At 58.3% G+C, this 20,568-nt stretch carries 12 protein-coding genes, 2 tRNA genes and 3 rRNA genes; 15 read left to right on the top strand and 2 right to left on the bottom strand.

Annotated features, from left to right (window positions below; genetic code table 11):
* Window positions 1-5: 5 nt before the first annotated feature.
* The gene (locus B2J77_RS18090; RefSeq protein WP_178091277.1) at window positions 6-926 is read right to left on the bottom strand and encodes a LysR family transcriptional regulator; all 921 of its coding nucleotides are present in this window, start codon (window positions 924-926) and stop codon (window positions 6-8) included.
* Window positions 927-1,041: 115 nt separating this feature from the next.
* Here B2J77_RS18090 and B2J77_RS18085 point away from each other — a divergent pair, with 115 nt between their 5' ends.
* The 10 genes from B2J77_RS18085 to B2J77_RS18040 all read left to right on the top strand — a co-directional run bounded on the left by B2J77_RS18085 (window position 1,042) and on the right by B2J77_RS18040 (window position 13,523).
* Window positions 1,042-2,388 (top strand): aspartate aminotransferase family protein, encoded by a 1,347-nt coding sequence (locus tag B2J77_RS18085; RefSeq protein ID WP_058638387.1) that lies wholly within the window; start codon window positions 1,042-1,044, stop codon window positions 2,386-2,388.
* Window positions 2,389-2,457: 69 nt separating this feature from the next.
* Window positions 2,458-3,951 (top strand): CoA-acylating methylmalonate-semialdehyde dehydrogenase, encoded by a 1,494-nt coding sequence (locus B2J77_RS18080; RefSeq protein WP_078479153.1) that lies wholly within the window; start codon window positions 2,458-2,460, stop codon window positions 3,949-3,951.
* 601 nt (window positions 3,952-4,552) lie between these two features.
* Window positions 4,553-6,089 (top strand): 16S ribosomal RNA (locus B2J77_RS18075).
* Between the two features lie 85 nt (window positions 6,090-6,174).
* Window positions 6,175-6,251, top strand: a tRNA-Ile gene (locus tag B2J77_RS18070).
* A 24-nt stretch (window positions 6,252-6,275) separates the two neighbouring features.
* Window positions 6,276-6,351, top strand: a tRNA-Ala gene (locus tag B2J77_RS18065).
* Between the two features lie 250 nt (window positions 6,352-6,601).
* Window positions 6,602-9,494: ribosomal RNA gene (locus B2J77_RS18060) — 23S ribosomal RNA — on the top strand.
* Between the two features lie 134 nt (window positions 9,495-9,628).
* A 5S ribosomal RNA gene (gene rrf, locus B2J77_RS18055) occupies window positions 9,629-9,744 on the top strand.
* Together the 16S, 23S and 5S rRNA genes with 2 tRNA genes alongside form the textbook arrangement of a ribosomal RNA operon.
* Window positions 9,745-9,960: 216 nt before the next feature.
* Entirely contained in the window at window positions 9,961-10,620 is a 660-nt protein-coding gene (locus tag B2J77_RS18050; protein WP_078479152.1) for a paraquat-inducible protein A, read from the top strand.
* The gene (locus B2J77_RS18045) at window positions 10,607-11,230 is read left to right on the top strand and encodes a paraquat-inducible protein A (RefSeq protein ID WP_058603173.1); all 624 of its coding nucleotides are present in this window, start codon (window positions 10,607-10,609) and stop codon (window positions 11,228-11,230) included. The genes B2J77_RS18050 and B2J77_RS18045 overlap by 14 nt, the downstream gene beginning before the upstream one ends.
* Window positions 11,223-13,523: a PqiB family protein gene (locus tag B2J77_RS18040; RefSeq protein WP_058638658.1), complete on the top strand. Its 2,301-nt coding sequence runs from the start codon at window positions 11,223-11,225 to the stop codon at window positions 13,521-13,523. The genes B2J77_RS18045 and B2J77_RS18040 overlap by 8 nt, the downstream gene beginning before the upstream one ends.
* 128 nt (window positions 13,524-13,651) lie before the next feature.
* Here B2J77_RS18040 and rpsT read toward each other — a convergent pair whose 3' ends face one another.
* Window positions 13,652-13,930, bottom strand: coding sequence for a 30S ribosomal protein S20 (rpsT, locus tag B2J77_RS18035; RefSeq protein WP_023533220.1), 279 nt, complete (start codon window positions 13,928-13,930; stop codon window positions 13,652-13,654).
* A 250-nt stretch (window positions 13,931-14,180) separates the two neighbouring features.
* Between rpsT and murJ the strand changes: the two genes are divergently transcribed.
* The 5 genes from murJ to fkpB all read left to right on the top strand — a co-directional run bounded on the left by murJ (window position 14,181) and on the right by fkpB (window position 20,554).
* Window positions 14,181-15,719, top strand: coding sequence for a murein biosynthesis integral membrane protein MurJ (murJ, locus tag B2J77_RS18030; protein WP_058638651.1), 1,539 nt, complete (start codon window positions 14,181-14,183; stop codon window positions 15,717-15,719).
* 118 nt (window positions 15,720-15,837) lie between these two features.
* Window positions 15,838-16,788 (top strand): bifunctional riboflavin kinase/FAD synthetase, encoded by a 951-nt coding sequence (gene ribF / locus B2J77_RS18025; RefSeq protein ID WP_027915689.1) that lies wholly within the window; start codon window positions 15,838-15,840, stop codon window positions 16,786-16,788.
* Window positions 16,785-19,616 carry an isoleucine--tRNA ligase gene (ileS, locus tag B2J77_RS18020; RefSeq protein WP_058638650.1) on the top strand — a complete coding sequence of 944 codons (2,832 nt, stop codon included), beginning with the start codon at window positions 16,785-16,787 and terminating at the stop codon, window positions 19,614-19,616. Before ribF ends, ileS begins: the two co-directional genes overlap by 4 nt.
* The gene (lspA, locus tag B2J77_RS18015) at window positions 19,609-20,124 is read left to right on the top strand and encodes a signal peptidase II (protein ID WP_058638649.1); all 516 of its coding nucleotides are present in this window, start codon (window positions 19,609-19,611) and stop codon (window positions 20,122-20,124) included. The genes ileS and lspA overlap by 8 nt, the downstream gene beginning before the upstream one ends.
* On the top strand, window positions 20,117-20,554 hold the full coding sequence (gene fkpB, locus B2J77_RS18010) for an FKBP-type peptidyl-prolyl cis-trans isomerase (protein ID WP_058603168.1): 438 nt from the start codon (window positions 20,117-20,119) through the stop codon (window positions 20,552-20,554). Before lspA ends, fkpB begins: the two co-directional genes overlap by 8 nt.
* The last annotated feature ends 14 nt before the right edge of the window (window positions 20,555-20,568 follow it).

Genomic DNA, 20,568 nt, shown 5'->3' with positions numbered 1-20,568 from the left:
TGGCATCAACGTGTCGCAGCCAGACTTTCCAGAAAACTCTCAAGCACCAGGTTGGGCCGTCTGCCTTTTCGCGTCACCCAGCTCAAGCTCAGGTCATAGAAGCGTTGCTGGGGCTTGAGCGCTCGTAGTCGTCCTTGCTGGACCCAAAGCGCAGCGTAGTGATCAGGCAGGTAACCCATGTAGCGCCCTGTCAGGATCAGGAACGCCATGCCTTCGCGATCCGACGCGCTGGCCGTGCAGTTGAGCACCTGGTAGTGCGCCTGGATTTCGGCAGGCAAGCGGAAGGTCGGGGCAATGGCCTCCTGGCGATTGAGGCGTTCATCGTCGAGCAGATCGTCATCGGCGTAGAACAGCGGATGACCGACGGCGCAGTACAGCAGCGAGCGTTCGCTATACAGCGGTTGATATTCCAGCCCCGACAACGGGCTGGTCTGGGGGACGACGCCCACATGCAGACTGCCATCGAGAACACCGTGCTCCACCTGGCTGGGTGCGATCATGCGGATCTGGATACGCACGTCCGGACCCCGGTCCTTGAGTTCAGCCAGCGCATGGGTAATGCGCATATGAGGCAAGGTGACGAGGTTGTCGGTCAGGCCTATGTTCAACTCGCCGCGCAAATGCTGGTGCAGGCCGTTGACTTCGGTGCGGAAGGTTTCCAGCGCGCTGAGCAGTTGCAGCGCCGAGTGATAGACCTCCCGGCCTTCCTCGGTCAGCGAGAACCCTGCACGCCCGCGCTGGCACAAGCGCAAGCCCAGACGCTGTTCAAGATCGTTCATCTGCTGACTGATAGCCGATCGCCCGATACCCAGCACGTTTTCTGCGGCAGAAAACCCGCCACATTCCACCACGCTGCGGTAGATTTTCAACAGGCGAATATCGAAGTCGCTGACTTGTGCAAGCGGATCGGGGCGTCGGCTCATCAGTTTAGTCGTGGCCTGTGTAAAGGTTAGAAATGCAGGCTTTTTCAGACTTTATCGCCGTGCCAAGTTAGCTGCAACAACATCCATCGTTGCCTAATCGTCTTCCGAGGAACCGCCGATGAACATGCTCCAAACCGCGCCTGCCGGTATCGCCAGCCAGCTCAAGCTGGATGCGCACTGGATGCCCTATACCGCCAACCGCAATTTCCAGCGCGATCCTCGGCTGATCGTGGCGGCCGATGGCAATCATCTGGTGGACGACAAGGGGCGCAGGATCTTCGATGCCCTGTCCGGGTTGTGGACATGTGGCGCGGGCCATACCCGCAAGGAAATCACCGAGGCGGTGTCGCGCCAGATCGGCACCCTTGACTACTCGCCGGGGTTTCAGTTCGGGCACCCGCTGTCCTTCCAGCTGGCTGAAAAGATTGCCGAACTGACGCCGGGTGACCTGAACCATGTGTTCTACACCAACTCAGGCTCCGAATGTGCCGATACGGCCTTGAAGATGGTGCGCGCCTACTGGCGCCTGAAAGGCCAGGCCACCAAGACCAAGATCATTGGCCGCGCCCGTGGCTACCACGGGGTTAACATCGCCGGCACCAGCCTGGGCGGGGTCAACGGCAACCGCAAGATGTTCGGGCAGTTGCTGGACGTCGATCATCTGCCGCACACCGTATTGCCGGTCAACGCGTTCACCAAGGGCCTGCCGGAGGAAGGCGGCATTGCGCTGGCTGACGAGATGCTCAAGCTGATCGAGCTGCACGATGCATCCAATATTGCAGCGGTGATCGTCGAGCCGCTGGCAGGTTCGGCCGGCGTGCTGCCGCCGCCCAAGGGTTACCTCAAGCGTCTACGTGAAATCTGCACCCAGCACAATATCCTGCTGATCTTCGACGAAGTGATCACAGGCTTCGGCCGCATGGGCGCGATGACCGGCGCCGAGGCCTTTGGCGTTACGCCTGACCTGATGTGCATCGCCAAGCAGGTGACCAACGGGGCGATCCCCATGGGGGCGGTGGTTGCCAGCAGCGAGATCTACCATACGTTCATGAACCAGCCGACGCCGGACTATGCCGTGGAGTTCCCCCATGGCTACACCTACTCCGCGCACCCGGTCGCCTGCGCGGCAGGGCTTGCTGCGCTGGATCTGCTGCAGAAGGAAAACCTCGTGCAGTCCGCTGCAGACCTGGCGCCGCATTTTGAGAACCTGCTGCACGGCGTCAAAGGCACCAAGAACATCGTCGATATCCGCAACTTTGGCCTGGCAGGCGCCATCCAGATCGCCGCCCGGGACGGAGACGCCATCGTGCGCCCTTATGAAGCGGCGATGAAACTGTGGAAAGCGGGCTTCTATGTGCGATTCGGCGGCGACACCTTGCAGTTCGGCCCAACCTTCAACACCAAACCTGAAGAGCTGGACCGTCTGTTCGATGCCGTGGGCGAGACGCTGAACCTGATCGACTGATTTCCTGCGTTCAAGGCAGGCGCCTGTCGCACACACGCCTGCCACGCCTTTTTCTATCTGGAGTGTTACATGAGCATTGTTCAGCACCTGATCAACGGTGACCTGGTTACCAAGGGCGAGCGCACCGCCGATGTGTTCAACCCCTCCACTGGCCAGGCCATTCGCAAGGTCGAACTGGCCAGTCGTGCGACCGTGCAGCAAGCCATCGATGCTGCCAAGGTCGCGTTCCCGGCCTGGCGCAACACCCCGCCGGCCAAGCGCGCCCAAGTCATGTTCCGTTTCAAGCAACTGCTCGAGCAGAATGAAGCGCGAATCGCACAAATGATTAGCGAGGAGCATGGCAAGACCCTGGAAGACGCTGCCGGGGAGTTGAAGCGTGGTATCGAGAACGTCGAGTTCGCCTGCGCTGCACCTGAATTGCTCAAGGGCGAGTACAGCCGAAACGTGGGCCCCAATATTGACGCCTGGTCCGACTTTCAACCGCTGGGGATAGTAGCGGGGATCACGCCGTTCAACTTCCCGGCGATGGTGCCGCTGTGGATGTATCCACTGGCCATCGCCTGCGGCAACGCATTCATCCTCAAGCCGTCGGAGCGTGACCCCAGCTCGACGCTGTTCATCGCGCAGCTGTTGCTGGAAGCGGGCTTGCCCAAGGGCATCCTCAATGTGGTGCACGGTGACAAGGAAGCGGTGGATGCCCTGATCGAGGCGCCGGAGGTCAAGGCGTTGAGCTTCGTGGGTTCTACGCCAATTGCCGAGTACATCTACGCTGAGGGTACCAAGCGTGGCAAGCGCGTCCAGGCACTGGGCGGCGCGAAGAACCATGCAGTGCTGATGCCCGATGCCGACCTGGACAATGCCGTCAGTGCGCTGATGGGGGCTGCCTATGGTTCGTGCGGTGAGCGCTGCATGGCCATTTCGGTCGCGGTGTGCGTGGGTGACCAGGTGGCCGATGCGCTCATTGCCAAGCTTGAGCCGCAAATCAAGGCACTGAAGATCGGTGCGGGCACGTCGTGCGGCCTGGACATGGGGCCGCTGGTCACGGCGGCGGCTCGCGACAAGGTGGTTGGCTACATCGATGAAGGCGTAGCGGCGGGCGCCAGGCTCGTGGTGGACGGGCGCGGCTTGAGCGTGTCGGGTAATGAAGAAGGCTATTTCGTCGGCGGCACCTTGTTCGACAAGGTGACCCCGCAAATGCGCATCTACAAGGAAGAGATCTTCGGGCCGGTGTTGTGTGTAGTACGGGTCGACAGCCTCGAGCAGGCCATGCAACTGATCAATGATCACGAGTACGGCAACGGTACCTGCATCTTTACCCGTGACGGTGAAGCGGCGCGGTTGTTCTGCGATGAAATCGAGGTAGGCATGGTAGGGGTTAACGTTCCGCTGCCGGTCCCTGTGGCCTATCACAGCTTCGGCGGTTGGAAGCGTTCGCTGTTTGGTGATCTGCATGCCTACGGGCCAGACGGCGTGAGGTTCTACACGCGGCGCAAGGCCATTACTCAACGCTGGCCGCAGCGGGCCAGCCATGAGGCATCGCAGTTCGCATTCCCTAGTTTGTAAGCGAGCTGTTGGGGAGCAAGGAGGCCATGGGGCCTCCTTCTTCTATATAAGATAGCTTCATCCATTAGCGGCGCCTTCCCAGCTCACGGCCAGAATATTTCAAATACATGAAATTAATGGTTGACGCGGTTTCGAATCCCCTTATAATGCGCCCCACTTCCAGCGACATCGGAACGCGAAACTCCTTGAGATTCAATGAGTTAGCTAGTTCGGGTGGTGCTGTAAAGGCTACGATCGAACAGATCGACAGCGGTTGAGAAGAAGGTTGACAGCGTGTTGAAACGCTGTAGAATTCGCCTCCCGCTACGAGAGATCGAAGCGAGTCAAGTGTTTGAAGTTGAACGAGTTTCTCGAAATAAACTTCAAAATAAACGCTTGACAGGCAATGAGGAAAGCGTAGAATGCGCGCCTCGGTTGAGACGAAGCACTCTCGGCCAAACGCTCTTTAACAAATCGAATCAAGCAATTCGTGTGGGTGCTTGTGAGTACGGACTGATAGTCAAAAAGATTATCAGCATCACAAGTGGCCATGCGAGAAATCACATAGTCATTTGAGATTGCTGAGCCAAGTTTAGGGTTTCTTAAAAACCCAAGCAGTATTGAACTGAAGAGTTTGATCATGGCTCAGATTGAACGCTGGCGGCAGGCCTAACACATGCAAGTCGAGCGGATGACGGGAGCTTGCTCCTTGATTCAGCGGCGGACGGGTGAGTAATGCCTAGGAATCTGCCTGGTAGTGGGGGACAACGTTTCGAAAGGAACGCTAATACCGCATACGTCCTACGGGAGAAAGCAGGGGACCTTCGGGCCTTGCGCTATCAGATGAGCCTAGGTCGGATTAGCTTGTTGGTGAGGTAATGGCTCACCAAGGCGACGATCCGTAACTGGTCTGAGAGGATGATCAGTCACACTGGAACTGAGACACGGTCCAGACTCCTACGGGAGGCAGCAGTGGGGAATATTGGACAATGGGCGAAAGCCTGATCCAGCCATGCCGCGTGTGTGAAGAAGGTCTTCGGATTGTAAAGCACTTTAAGTTGGGAGGAAGGGTTGTAGATTAATACTCTGCAATTTTGACGTTACCGACAGAATAAGCACCGGCTAACTCTGTGCCAGCAGCCGCGGTAATACAGAGGGTGCAAGCGTTAATCGGAATTACTGGGCGTAAAGCGCGCGTAGGTGGTTTGTTAAGTTGGATGTGAAAGCCCCGGGCTCAACCTGGGAACTGCATCCAAAACTGGCAAGCTAGAGTACGGTAGAGGGTGGTGGAATTTCCTGTGTAGCGGTGAAATGCGTAGATATAGGAAGGAACACCAGTGGCGAAGGCGACCACCTGGACTGATACTGACACTGAGGTGCGAAAGCGTGGGGAGCAAACAGGATTAGATACCCTGGTAGTCCACGCCGTAAACGATGTCAACTAGCCGTTGGAATCCTTGAGATTTTAGTGGCGCAGCTAACGCATTAAGTTGACCGCCTGGGGAGTACGGCCGCAAGGTTAAAACTCAAATGAATTGACGGGGGCCCGCACAAGCGGTGGAGCATGTGGTTTAATTCGAAGCAACGCGAAGAACCTTACCAGGCCTTGACATGCAGAGAACTTTCCAGAGATGGATTGGTGCCTTCGGGAACTCTGACACAGGTGCTGCATGGCTGTCGTCAGCTCGTGTCGTGAGATGTTGGGTTAAGTCCCGTAACGAGCGCAACCCTTGTCCTTAGTTACCAGCACGTTATGGTGGGCACTCTAAGGAGACTGCCGGTGACAAACCGGAGGAAGGTGGGGATGACGTCAAGTCATCATGGCCCTTACGGCCTGGGCTACACACGTGCTACAATGGTCGGTACAGAGGGTTGCCAAGCCGCGAGGTGGAGCTAATCTCACAAAACCGATCGTAGTCCGGATCGCAGTCTGCAACTCGACTGCGTGAAGTCGGAATCGCTAGTAATCGCGAATCAGAATGTCGCGGTGAATACGTTCCCGGGCCTTGTACACACCGCCCGTCACACCATGGGAGTGGGTTGCACCAGAAGTAGCTAGTCTAACCTTCGGGAGGACGGTTACCACGGTGTGATTCATGACTGGGGTGAAGTCGTAACAAGGTAGCCGTAGGGGAACCTGCGGCTGGATCACCTCCTTAATCGACGACATCAGCCTGCTGATGAGCTCCCACACGAATTGCTTGATTCATTGTAAAAGACGATGTTGTAAAGCGACCCTGTTATAGGTCTGTAGCTCAGTTGGTTAGAGCGCACCCCTGATAAGGGTGAGGTCGGCAGTTCAAATCTGCCCAGACCTACCATTACTTGGTTCAGCCGTAGAATACGGGGCCATAGCTCAGCTGGGAGAGCGCCTGCCTTGCACGCAGGAGGTCAGCGGTTCGATCCCGCTTGGCTCCACCAATCCTTCAGGCTTCAGGTTTGCAGCACTGTTCAGAACACAGAAATGAACATTCCAGCGTGAATGTTGATTTCTGACTTTTGTCAGATCGTTCTTTAAAAATTCGGATATGTGATAGAAATAGACTGAAGACCAGTTTCACTGCTGGAATTCAGGCTAAGGTAAAATTTGTGAGTTCTGCTCGTAAGAGCGACGTGCGAATTTTCGGCGAATGTCGTCTTCACAGTATAACCAGATTGCTTGGGGTTATATGGTCAAGTGAAGAAGCGCATACGGTGGATGCCTTGGCAGTCAGAGGCGATGAAAGACGTGGTAGCCTGCGAAAAGCTTTGGGGAGTCGGCAAACAGACTGTGATCCAGAGATCTCTGAATGGGGGAACCCAGCCAGCACAAGCTGGTTATCTTGTACTGAATACATAGGTGCAAGAGGCGAACCAGGGGAACTGAAACATCTAAGTACCCTGAGGAAAAGAAATCAACCGAGATTCCCTTAGTAGTGGCGAGCGAACGGGGACCAGCCCTTAAGTTGATTTGAGATTAGTGGAACGCTCTGGAAAGTGCGGCCATAGTGGGTGATAGCCCCGTACACGAAAATCTCTTGTCAATGAAATCGAGTAGGACGGAGCACGAGAAACTTTGTCTGAATATGGGGGGACCATCCTCCAAGGCTAAATACTACTGACTGACCGATAGTGAACCAGTACCGTGAGGGAAAGGCGAAAAGAACCCCGGAGAGGGGAGTGAAATAGAACCTGAAACCGTATGCGTACAAGCAGTGGGAGCCTACTTTGTTAGGTGACTGCGTACCTTTTGTATAATGGGTCAGCGACTTATATTCAGTGGCGAGCTTAACCGAATAGGGGAGGCGTAGCGAAAGCGAGTCTTAATAGGGCGTTTAGTCGCTGGGTATAGACCCGAAACCGGGCGATCTATCCATGGGCAGGTTGAAGGTTAGGTAACACTGACTGGAGGACCGAACCGACTACCGTTGAAAAGTTAGCGGATGACCTGTGGATCGGAGTGAAAGGCTAATCAAGCTCGGAGATAGCTGGTTCTCCTCGAAAGCTATTTAGGTAGCGCCTCATGTATCACTGTAGGGGGTAGAGCACTGTTTCGGCTAGGGGGTCATCCCGACTTACCAAACCGATGCAAACTCCGAATACCTACAAGTGCCGAGCATGGGAGACACACGGCGGGTGCTAACGTCCGTCGTGAAAAGGGAAACAACCCAGACCGTCAGCTAAGGTCCCAAAGTCATGGTTAAGTGGGAAACGATGTGGGAAGGCTTAGACAGCTAGGAGGTTGGCTTAGAAGCAGCCACCCTTTAAAGAAAGCGTAATAGCTCACTAGTCGAGTCGGCCTGCGCGGAAGATGTAACGGGGCTCAAACCATGCACCGAAGCTACGGGTATCATCTTATGATGATGCGGTAGAGGAGCGTTCTGTAAGCCTGTGAAGGTGAGTTGAGAAGCTTGCTGGAGGTATCAGAAGTGCGAATGCTGACATGAGTAACGACAATGCGAGTGAAAAACTCGCACGCCGAAAGACCAAGGTTTCCTGCGCAACGTTAATCGACGCAGGGTTAGTCGGTCCCTAAGGCGAGGCTGAAAAGCGTAGTCGATGGAAAACAGGTTAATATTCCTGTACTTCCAGTTATTGCGATGGAGGGACGGAGAAGGTTAGGCCAGCCTGGCGTTGGTTGTCCAGGTTTAAGGTGGTAGGCTGAAATCTTAGGCAAATCCGGGATTTCAAGGCCGAGAGCTGATGACGAGTTGCCTTTAGGCGATGAAGTGGTTGATACCATGCTTCCAAGAAAAGCTCCTAAGCTTCAGATAACTGGGAACCGTACCCCAAACCGACACAGGTGGTTAGGTAGAGAATACCAAGGCGCTTGAGAGAACTCGGGTGAAGGAACTAGGCAAAATGGCACCGTAACTTCGGGAGAAGGTGCGCCGGCGAAGGTGAAGGGCTTGCCCCGTAAGCTTTTGCTGGTCGAAGATACCAGGCCGCTGCGACTGTTTATTAAAAACACAGCACTCTGCAAACACGAAAGTGGACGTATAGGGTGTGACGCCTGCCCGGTGCCGGAAGGTTAATTGATGGGGTTAGCGCAAGCGAAGCTCTTGATCGAAGCCCCGGTAAACGGCGGCCGTAACTATAACGGTCCTAAGGTAGCGAAATTCCTTGTCGGGTAAGTTCCGACCTGCACGAATGGCGTAACGATGGCGGCGCTGTCTCCACCCGAGACTCAGTGAAATTGAAATCGCTGTGAAGATGCAGTGTATCCGCGGCTAGACGGAAAGACCCCGTGAACCTTTACTATAGCTTTGCACTGGACTTTGAATTTGCTTGTGTAGGATAGGTGGGAGGCTTTGAAGTGGGGACGCCAGTTCTCATGGAGCCATCCTTGAAATACCACCCTGGCAACTTTGAGGTTCTAACTCAGGTCCGTTATCCGGATCGAGGACAGTGTATGGTGGGTAGTTTGACTGGGGCGGTCTCCTCCCAAAGAGTAACGGAGGAGTACGAAGGTGCGCTCAGACCGGTCGGAAATCGGTCGTAGAGTATAAAGGCAAAAGCGCGCTTGACTGCGAGACACACACGTCGAGCAGGTACGAAAGTAGGTCTTAGTGATCCGGTGGTTCTGTATGGAAGGGCCATCGCTCAACGGATAAAAGGTACTCCGGGGATAACAGGCTGATACCGCCCAAGAGTTCATATCGACGGCGGTGTTTGGCACCTCGATGTCGGCTCATCACATCCTGGGGCTGAAGCCGGTCCCAAGGGTATGGCTGTTCGCCATTTAAAGTGGTACGCGAGCTGGGTTTAGAACGTCGTGAGACAGTTCGGTCCCTATCTGCCGTGGACGTTTGAGATTTGAGAGGGGCTGCTCCTAGTACGAGAGGACCGGAGTGGACGAACCTCTGGTGTTCCGGTTGTCACGCCAGTGGCATTGCCGGGTAGCTATGTTCGGAAGAGATAACCGCTGAAAGCATCTAAGCGGGAAACTTGCCTCAAGATGAGATCTCACTGGGATCTTGAATCCCCTAAAGGGCCGTCGAAGACTACGACGTTGATAGGTTGGGTGTGTAAGCGCTGTGAGGCGTTGAGCTAACCAATACTAATTGCCCGTGAGGCTTGACCATATAACACCCAAGCAATTTGCTTCTGCAGATTGCGGTGGTGAAGATGACATGAACCGAAAGTTCGCAACGCATCGCAAACATCACATATCCGAATTCGCTGGGCTGTCCAACAGGACATTCTGGCTACAGAATTTCTTGACGACCATAGAGCATTGGAACCACCTGATCCCATCCCGAACTCAGTAGTGAAACGATGCATCGCCGATGGTAGTGTGGGGTTTCCCCATGTGAGAGTAGGTCATCGTCAAGATTCATTTCGCAAAACCCCTATCTGCGCACGCAGGTAGGGGTTTTGTCTTTGGGCGTCAAAAAAATTTTCCAAGCCTGCCTGTCGCTCAAGGCACCCCTCCCTGATCGGCAAGAATCCAAATTTAGATCGCCGGGCCATTCGAAGCTGTATCTCCAGCCTATGCCGCCCTCCATAAGATCACTAGAATAACCCCACGCACTTACTCAGAAGCGTCCTATGTCCAACCCCGTCGAGCCAGAAACGCTGGCTGATCTGCCACTCGAAGACCTGGTCGCATGCCATGAATGCGATCTACTCTTACGCAAACCTGTAATCCACCCCGGTGAAAAAGCGCTTTGCCCACGCTGCGGCTACGAGCTCTATGCGCACCGGCATAATGTGGTCAATCGCAGCCTGGCGTTGGTGCTGACGGCGCTCACGCTGTTCATCCCAGCCAATTTCCTGCCGATCATGCAGTTGCATCTGCTAGGCCAGACATCGGACGACACCGTCTGGAGCGGCGTACTGGGGTTGTACGATTCGGGCATGCAGGGGGTGGCCATCGTGGTTTTCCTGTGCAGCATGGCGATACCGTTGGCAAAACTGATGTGTCAGCTGGTCGTTTTGCTGGCGATTCGGCTTAACACAGGGCGCAGGCTAGGGTTGTTGCTGTACAGGACCTATCACCACTTGCGTGACTGGGGCATGCTCGAGGTCTACTTCATGGGCGTGCTCGTGGCTATCGTCAAATTGGTGGACCTGGCAGAACTTACCGTAGGGGTTGGGCTGTTCTGCTTCATCAGTCTGCTGTTGATTCAGGTCTGGCTGGAGGTCGTCATGTCACCGCATCAGGTCTGGAGTGCATTATCGGGGGAGGACCCGCATGCGGGCGATTGATGCAGGTATCGTTGTCTGCAACGAGTGTCATGAACTGAACAGGCAAGCCACAGGCGACGCATCCCAAACCTGCACGCGGTGCGGTGCCAGGGTGCATCCGCGTCGACCGAACAGCATCATGCGCACCTGGGCGCTGCTCATCGCTGCCTCCATTCTTTATATTCCGGCCAACGTGCTGCCGATCATGACCGTCAGCTCATTCGGTCAAGGCACGCCCGACACCATCATGTCGGGCGTCATTGCCCTGCTCAAGCACGGCATGGTACCGATTGCGGCCGTGGTATTTACGGCCAGTATCCTGGTGCCTACGTTCAAGCTGGTGGGGATCGGCCTGCTGTTGTATTCCGTGCAGCGCAGGCAGCCCCTGTCGGCGCGTCAACGGATCTGGATGTACCGTTTCATCGAATTCATAGGACGTTGGTCCATGCTCGACATATTCGTCATCGCCATTCTGGTGGCAGTGGTGAATTTCGGCAGGATAGCCAATGTCGAAGCCAATCTGGGCGCTGTCGCCTTCGCAACTGTGGTGATCCTGACAATGCTTGCTGCTTTGACTTTCGATCCCCGACTGATTTGGGATAACACGGAGTCGGATGACGACCATGAGTGACCTGCCAACGGCTAAAACCCGCCCTGCCTCCAATTGGTCGGCCATCTGGATCCTGCCCCTGATCGCACTGATGATCGGAGGCTGGCTCGCATGGCAGGCCTACCGTGAGGCTGGCGTGCAGATCGAGGTGCGTTTCGAGTCGGGCGAAGGCATCGTCGCCAACAAGACCGAAGTCATCTACAAAGGCATGCCGGTCGGCAAGGTCAAGAGCCTGGTGCTGGATGCAGAGGGCGAGAATCAGGGTGTCATCGCTACCATCGAGATGAACCAGGCGGCCGAAGGGCATCTGAACAAGGGCACGCGTTTCTGGCTGGTCAAGCCGAGCGTCAGCCTGGCAGGCATATCCGGCCTCGAGACGTTGGTGTCTGGTAACTACATTGCCGTCAGCCCTGGAGAAGGGGAGCCCACCAAGCGGTTCACCGCGCTCAAGGTGGCACCCCCACTGTCGGATTCCGAGCCTGGTTTGCACCTTACCCTCAAGGCCGAGCGCCTGGGGTCGCTCAATAAAGACAGCCCGATCTTCTACAAGCAAATCCAGGTCGGCCGCGTGAAAAGTTACCGGCTTTCCGAAGACCAGAGCACGGTCGAGGTGAAGATTTTCATTGAGCCGGCCTATGCGAGTCTGGTGCGCAAGCACACACGCTTCTGGAATGCCAGCGGCGTCAGCATCGACGCCTCGCTGTCGGGGGTGAAGGTGCGCAGTGAGTCGCTGTCGAGCATCGTCGCCGGCGGTATCGCCTTTGCCACGCCAGAGCACCGCAAGGACAGCCCGCCCACTGACCCAAGCCTGCCATTTCGCCTGTACGAGGACTTCGATGCAGCTCAGGCCGGTATTCGAGTAAAGGTAAAGCTGAGCGACTACGAGGGCTTGCAGGCAGGCCGTACGCCCGTCATGTACAAAGGTATCCAGGTGGGCTCTCTCAAGACCCTGAAAATGGAAGACAACCTATCCAGCGCCACCGCCGAGCTGACGCTGGACCCATTGACCGAAGACTATCTGGTTGATGGCACCCAGTTCTGGGTGGTCAAGCCTTCCATTTCCCTGGCGGGCATCACGGGCCTGGAAGCGCTGGTCAAGGGTAACTACATTGCCATCCGCCCTGGCGAGAAAGGCGCTCGCCCTGAGCGCGAGTTCGAAGCGCGCGCCAAAGCGCCGCCGTTGGACCTGAAGGCGCCGGGCCTGCACATGGTGCTGTTCGCAGATACCCTGGGCTCCCTGGAAGTAGGTAGCCCCGTAACCTTTAAGCAGGTGAAGGTAGGTAGCGTGCAAAGCTATCAGTTCGCCCGTGACAGCAACCGCATTCTGATCGGTGTGCACATCGAGAAAGAATACGAAAAACTAGTAAACGGCTCGACACGGTTCTGGAACGCCAGTGGTATTACCCTCACCGGTGGCCTGTCCGGCATCAAGATCAAGAGTGAATCCCTGCAGACCTTGATGGCAGGCGGCATTGCCTTCGACACGCCACGGCCCAATGTGCCGCTAAAGCGCCATATCCCGCGTTTCCGCTTGCATGAGAGCCAGGAGGCAGCCAATCGTGCCGGTACCCTTATCACCATCCGCGTAGAGCGTGCCGATGGGCTCAAGCCAGGCACCGCCATCCGCTTCCGGGGGCTGGATGTGGGCAGTGTAGAAAGTGTGGACCTTACCAAGGACATGCAGGCAGTGCTGTTGAAGGCGCGTATTACCGAAGCGGCAGAGCGCATAGCTCGTGCCGGCACTCAGTTTTGGGTGGTCAAGCCATCCTTCGGCCTGGTGCGCACCGAAAACCTCGACACGCTGGTAGGCGGGCAGTACCTGGAGGTACAGCCTGCGGTCAAGGACAGGGGTCCTCAGCGTGACTTCATCGCACTGGCCGAAGCGCCCGAGGTTGCGGGGCCCGAAGTGGGTTTGCCAGTGACCCTCAGCGCACCTCGGCTAGGCTCCATCAAGCCCGGTGTGCCCGTGACATTCCGCGAGGTGGCGGTGGGCAAGGTGACCGATGTCGAGCTGGGGCAGAGTGCCGACAGGGTGTTGATCCACATTCTGATCGAGCCACGTTATGCCAGCCTGGTACGTAGCGGCAGCCGCTTCTGGAACAGCAGCGGCTTTGGCTTCGATTGGGGCTTGTTCAAGGGCGCCACCGTGCGCACGGAGTCGCTGGAAACATTGATCGATGGCGGTATCGCCTTCGCGACGCCCGAGGGTGAACGCATGGGCACCCCGGCTCGGCCAAGGCAAACCTTCCCGCTGTTCGAAAAAGCCGAAGACGAATGGCTGCAGTGGGCACCCAAGATCCAGATCGCCAAGTGATACAGGGCAGGGCCGCCATGCGGCCCTGCAACTATTCAGAGCGTGCGTTGAGCCACGAACCGGGAAACTGACAAAACGCAGGCATAAAAAAACCGACCCTGAGGTCGGTTTTTTGACTAGCGCGTCGCTTAGGCAGCTGCAGCTTCTTTCAGCGCCTTGATGTGGCCATTCAGACGGCCTTTGTGACGAGCAGCCTTGTTCTTGTGGATGATACCTTTGTCGGCCATACGGTCGATTACAGGTACAGCCAGAACGTAAGCGGCTTGCGCTTTTTCGGCGTCTTTTGCGTCAATGGCTTTAACTACATTCTTGATGTAGGTGCGGACCATGGAACGCAGGCTGGCGTTGTGGCTGCGACGCTTCTCAGCCTGTTTTGCACGTTTCTTGGCGGAAGGTGAGTTGGCCACCGTCGAGCTCCTCGAAAGACTTTAGGTAAATAGCAAACAAAATAGGCCGCGAATCATGCCGATCAGTCGGACGGATGTCAAGGCCACTTGCAAGGTTCCGCCGAGCGGTGCGCCAACAAGCGGGAAAGATTCCTTTCTGCTGCGCGACCTGTACACTCGGGAATTTTTGGCTCCCCTGCGAAGGCGCGGGAGTATCGCACATTCGGGCGCGCTCTGGCAGCGTCCTCTGTCATTGGCGTGAATCTTTTCGATGAACCTGCTCAAATCCCTGGCTGCGGTAAGCTCGATCACCATGATTTCGCGGGTGCTGGGCTTTGTCCGCGACACCATTCTGGCGCGTATTTTCGGTGCCGGCGTTGCCACCGATGCCTTCTTTATTGCATTCAAGCTACCCAACCTGCTGCGCCGCATCTTTGCCGAAGGGGCGTTCTCCCAAGCATTCGTGCCCATTCTTGCCGAATACAAAAGCCAGCAGGGCGAAGAGGCCACGCGTACTTTCGTGGCCTACGTCAGCGGCTTGCTGACGCTGGTGCTGGCCGTTGTGACCGGCATCGGCATACTGGCCGCACCCTGGGTGGTGTGGGCCACGGCGCCTGGTTTCGTCGACAACGCCGAGAAATACCAGCTCACCACCGATCTGCTGCGGGTCACCTTTCCTTATATATTGCTGATCTCGCTGTCATCGCTGGTGGGCGCCATCCTCAACACCTGGAACCGCTTCAGCGTGCCGGCCTTCACGCCGACCTTGCTGAACGTGGCGATGATCGTGTTCGCCGTATTGCTCACGCCGTATTTCAATCCGCCGATCATGGCGCTGGCCTGGGGCGTGCTGGCCGGTGGCCTGGCGCAACTGCTCTACCAGCTGCCGGCCCTGAAAAGGATCGGCATGCTGGTGTTGCCGCGGCTGAACCTGAAAGATGCAGGCGTGTGGCGGGTGCTCAAGCAGATGATCCCTGCCATCCTCGGCGTCTCGGTGAGCCAGATATCGCTGATCATCAATACTATTTTCGCCTCGTTCCTGGTGGCAGGTTCTGTCTCCTGGATGTATTACGCAGACCGGCTTATGGAACTGCCGTCTGGTGTCCTGGGCGTCGCTTTGGGCACCATCTTGCTACCGACCCTGGCCAAGACCTACGCCAACAAGGACCGGGAAGAGTACTCGCGCATCCTCGACTGGGGCCTGCGCTTGTGCTTTTTGCTGGTGCTGCCGTGTACGCTGGGGCTGGCGATCCTTGCCGAGCCGCTGACCGTGGCCCTGTTCCAGTACGGCAAATTCAGCGCGACCGATGCGGCCATGACCCAGCAGGCGCTGATTGCCTATTCCGTTGGCCTGCTGGCAATCATCATGGTCAAGGTGCTGGCGCCGGGCTTCTATGCGCAGCAGAATATTCGCACGCCAGTGAAGATTGCCGTCTTCACCCTGGTCTGCACGCAACTGTTCAACCTAGTGCTCATCGGCCCGCTGGCGCATGCCGGACTGGCCCTGGCCATCAGCCTTGGCGCCTGCCTCAACGCCGGCCTGCTGTTCTGGAAACTGCGCACCCAGCAGCTGTTCCAGCCGCAACCGGGCTGGGCCGTTTTTCTGCTCAAGCTGGTGTTGGCGGCAAGCCTGATGTCCGGTGTCCTGTTGGCCGGCATGCACTACCTGCCGGCCTGGGTCGAGGGGAACATGCTTGAACGACTGATGCGGTTGATGGCGCTGATCATGGCGGGCGTCGTCACCTACTTTGGTTGCCTGTACCTGTGCGGTTTCCGGCCTCGGCAGTTCGCCCGCAAAGCCTTGCACTGAGGCGGCGGGCGCGTCAGGCGTCGGTTTTTCGCAATCCACGCCGCCCTTGGGCGCTGCTGCCTGTCACCGGCGCCCGGGTGTGGTTATAATCGGCCACTTTATGAGCAAGAAGCGCGTTATGCAGCTGGTTCGAGGTCTTCACAACCTGCGCCCCGAACACCGGGGGTGTGTCGCCACCATTGGCAACTTCGACGGGGTACATCGTGGCCACCAGGCAATCCTGGCGCGCCTGCGCGAGCGCGGCCAGGCCCTGGGCCTGCCGACCTGCGTGGTAATCTTCGAACCGCAGCCGCGTGAGTACTTCACGCCCGACACCGCGCCGGCCCGCCTGGCCCGGCTGCGCGACAAGATCGCGCTGCTGGCCGGGGAGGGCATCGACCGCGTGTTGTGCCTGGCCTTCAACCAGCGCCTGGGTGAGCTCGACGCCGACGACTTCGTCAGGACCATCCTGGTCGATGGCCTGGGCGTGCAGCATCTTGAAGTGGGTGACGACTTCCGCTTTGGCTGTGACCGCAAAGGCGACTTCGCCTTCCTGGTCCAGGCAGGCGCGCAGTATGGTTTTACCGTAGAAGCCGCCAACACCGTGATCCAGGACGGCCTGCGGGTCAGCAGTACCGAGGTGCGCAAGGCGCTGGCGCAAGGCAACTTCGAGCTGGCCGAGCACCTGCTGGGCCGCCCGTACAGCATCACCGGCCGCGTGTTGCATGGCCAGAAGCTGGCCCGCCAGCTCGGCACACCCACCGCCAACATCCAACTCAAGCGCCGTCGTGTACCGCTGGCCGGGGTCTACCTGGCCAGTATCGAGATCGATGGCAAGGCCTGGGCGGGTGTCGGCAATATTGGCGTGCGTCCTACCGTTGCCGGTGACGGACGCCCGCACCTGGAAATCCATCTTCTGGACTATGCCGGTGACCTTTATGGCCGCCGCCTGACGGTGGTGTTCCACCACAAGCTGCGTGAAGAGCAGCGATTCGCCTCCCTGGAGGCGCTGAAGTCGGCGATCGATGCGGATATCGCCGCCGCACGTGCACATTGGCACGCTCAACCGCTAACCAAGAGCCTGAAATGACCGACTACAAAGCCACGCTAAACCTTCCGGACACCGCCTTCCCCATGAAGGCCGGCCTGCCTCAGCGCGAACCGCAGATTCTGCAGCGCTGGGACAGCATTGGCCTGTACCAGAAGCTGCGCGAGATTGGCAAGGATCGTCCCAAGTTCGTCCTGCACGACGGCCCGCCCTACGCCAACGGCAAGATCCACATCGGTCATGCGCTGAACAAGATCCTCAAGGACATGATCGTCCGTTCCAAGACCCTGGCCGGCTTCGATGCGCCGTACGTGCCGGGCTGGGACTGCCATGGGCTGCCGATCGAACACAAGGTCGAAGTCACCCATGGCAAGCACCTGACCGCCGACCGTACCCGCGAGCTGTGCCGCGAGTACGCTGCCGAACAGATCGAAGGGCAGAAGACCGAGTTCATTCGCCTGGGCGTGCTGGGCGATTGGGACAACCCCTACAAGACCATGAACTTTGCCAACGAGGCCGGTGAAATCCGCGCCCTGGCCGAGATGGTCAAGCAGGGCTACGTGTTCAAGGGCCTCAAGCCGGTGAACTGGTGCTTCGATTGCGGCTCGGCACTGGCCGAGGCCGAAGTCGAATACGCCGACAAGAAGTCGCAGACCATCGACGTGGCGTTCCCTGTCGCCGATGACGCCAAGCTGGCCGCAGCCTTCGGCCTGGCGGCACTCGAAAAGCCGGCCGCCATCGTGATCTGGACCACCACCCCGTGGACCATCCCTGCCAACCAGGCACTGAACGTTCACCCCGAATTCCAGTACGCTCTGGTCGATATCGGCGAGCGCCTGCTGGTCCTGGCCGAAGAACTGGTCGAGTCCTGCCTCAAGCGCTACGAACTTGAGGGTTCGGTGATCGCCACCGCTCCAGGCTCGGCCCTTGAACTGGTCAACTTCCGTCACCCGTTCTACGACCGCCTCTCGCCGGTCTACCTGGCCGAATACGTCGAACTCGGCGCAGGCACTGGTGTGGTGCATTCCGCGCCGGCCTACGGTGAAGACGACTTCGTGACCTGCAAGCGCTACGGCATGGTCAACGATGACATCCTCACGCCCGTGCAGAGCAACGGGGTGTACGTCGAATCGCTGCCGTTCTTCGGCGGGCAGTTCATCTGGAAGGCCAACCCGGCCATCGTAGAGAAACTGGGCGAAGTCGGTGCGCTGATGCACACCGAGACCATCAGCCACAGCTACATGCATTGCTGGCGTCACAAGTCGCCGCTGATCTACCGTGCCACCGCACAGTGGTTCGTGGGCATGGACAAACAGCCACGCGACGGTGAACCGCTGCGCGAGCGTGCCCTCAAGGCCATCGAGGACACCAAGTTCGTCCCGGCGTGGGGCCAGGCACGCCTGCACTCGATGATCGCCAACCGGCCTGACTGGTGCATCTCGCGCCAGCGCAACTGGGGGGTGCCTATCCCGTTCTTCCTGAACAAGCAGACGGGTGAGCTGCACCCACGCACCGTCGAGTTGATGGAAGAGGTTGCCAAGCGCGTCGAGCAACAGGGCATCGAGGCCTGGTTCAAGCTCGACGCCGCCGAGTTGCTGGGCGCCGAAGCCGATCAGTACGACAAGATCGCCGACACCCTGGACGTATGGTTCGACTCTGGCACCACGCACTGGCATGTACTGCGCGGCTCCCACGACATCGGCCATGCCACCGGCCCCCGCGCCGATTTGTACCTGGAGGGTTCCGACCAACACCGCGGCTGGTTCCACTCGTCGCTGTTGACCGGCTGCGCCATCGACGGCCACGCCCCGTACCGCGAGCTGCTGACCCACGGCTTCACGGTGGACGAGAACGGCCGCAAGATGTCCAAGTCGCTGGGCAACACCATCGAGCCCGAGAAGGTCAACAACACCCTGGGTGCCGATATCCTGCGCCTGTGGGTAGCTGCCACCGACTACTCCGGCGAAATGGCAGTGTCCGAGCAGATCCTGCAGCGCAGCGCCGATGCCTACCGGCGTATTCGCAACACCGCACGCTTCCTGCTCTCCAACCTGACCGGCTTCGACCCGGCCCGCGACCTGCTCGCGCCGCAGGACATGCTGGCCCTGGACCGTTGGGCGGTGGACCGCACCCTGTTGCTGCAACGCGAGCTGGAAGAGCACTACGGCGAGTACCGCTTCTGGAACGTCTACTCCAAGGTGCACAACTTCTGTGTGCAGGAGCTGGGTGGTTTCTACCTCGACATCATCAAGGATCGCCAGTACACCACCGGTGCCAACAGTGTCGCCCGTCGCTCCTGCCAGACCGCGCTGTACCACATCAGCGAGGCGCTGGTGCGCTGGATCGCGCCGATCCTGGCCTTCACCGCCGACGAAATCTGGCAGTACCTGCCGGGTGAGCGTAACGAGTCGGTCATGCTCAATGGCTGGTATGAGGGCCTGAACGAGCTGCCGGAAGGCACCGAACTCGATCGCGCCTATTGGGATCGGGTGATGGCGGTCAAGGCTTCGGTCAACAAGGAACTGGAAAACCAGCGGACCGCCAAGGTCATCGGCGGCAACCTGCAGGCCGAAGTCACCTTGTATGCGGACGAGGGCCTGAGCGCCGACCTGAACAAGCTGGGCGACGAGCTGCGCTTCGTGCTCATCACCTCGGCTGCCAGCGTTGTGCCGTTCGCGCAGGCGCCTGCCGAGGCGGTGGCGACCGAAGTGGAAGGCCTCAAGCTGAAAGTGGTCAAGTCTGGCTACACCAAGTGCGGCCGTTGCTGGCACTTCCGTGCAGACGTCGGCAGCCATCCGGAGCACCCGGAAATCTGCGGTCGCTGTGTGGAAAACCTGACCGGCTCCGGCGAGGTGCGCCACTATGCCTAACCTTGCAGGGGGGCGCTTCGGGCGCCTCGCGTGGCTGTGGCTGAGCGTGCTGGTCCTGGTCGTCGACCAGGCCACCAAGCTGTACTTCAACAATGCCCTGACCATGTACCAGCAAATTGTCGTCATCCCCGACTACTTCAGCTGGACCCTGGCCTACAACACTGGCGCTGCGTTCAGTTTCCTGGCCGATGGCGCCGGCTGGCAGCGTTGGTTGTTCGCCCTGATCGCCGTGGTGGTCAGCGCAGTGCTGGTGGTGTGGCTCAAGCGCCTCGGTCGTCATGAAACCTGGCTGGCCGTAGCGCTGGCCCTGGTACTGGGTGGTGCTATCGGGAACCTCTACGATCGCATCGTGCTGGGCCATGTGGTCGATTTCATCCTGGTGCACTGGCAGAACCGCCACTACTTCCCGGCCTTCAACGTGGCTGACAGCGCCATCACCGTCGGCGCAATCATGTTGGCGCTGGATATGTTCAAGAGCAAGAAATCCGAGGAGCCGGTCCATGACTGACATTCGTATCGGCCAGAACACCGAAGTCACCCTGCATTTCGCCCTGCACCTGGAAAACGGTGACACGGTCGACAGCACGTTCGACAAGGCACCTGCCACCTTCAAGGTGGGCGACGGCAACCTGCTGCCGGGCTTCGAGGCCGCGCTGTTCGGTTTCAAGGCTGGCGACAAGCGTACCGTGGAGGTTGCCCCGGAGAACGCCTTCGGCCAGCCTAACCCACAGAATGTGCAGGTTATGCCGAGGTCCCAGTTCGAAGGCATGGAGCTGTCCGATGGCTTGCTGATCATTTTCAAGGACGCCGCCAACGCCGAACTGCCGGGCGTGGTGAAGGCCTTCGACGACGATCAGGTGACCATCGACTTCAATCACCCACTGGCTGGCAAGACCCTGACCTTCGAGGTGGAGATCCTCGAGGTGAAGGCCCTGTAGGCCTGGAGCCGATC

The organism is Pseudomonas parafulva, assembly GCF_002021815.1.
Classification (GTDB): Bacteria; Pseudomonadota; Gammaproteobacteria; order Pseudomonadales; family Pseudomonadaceae; genus Aquipseudomonas; species Aquipseudomonas parafulva_B.
Note: the sequence above shows the minus strand (reverse complement) of the source record. Positions and strands in the feature narration are given on the sequence as shown.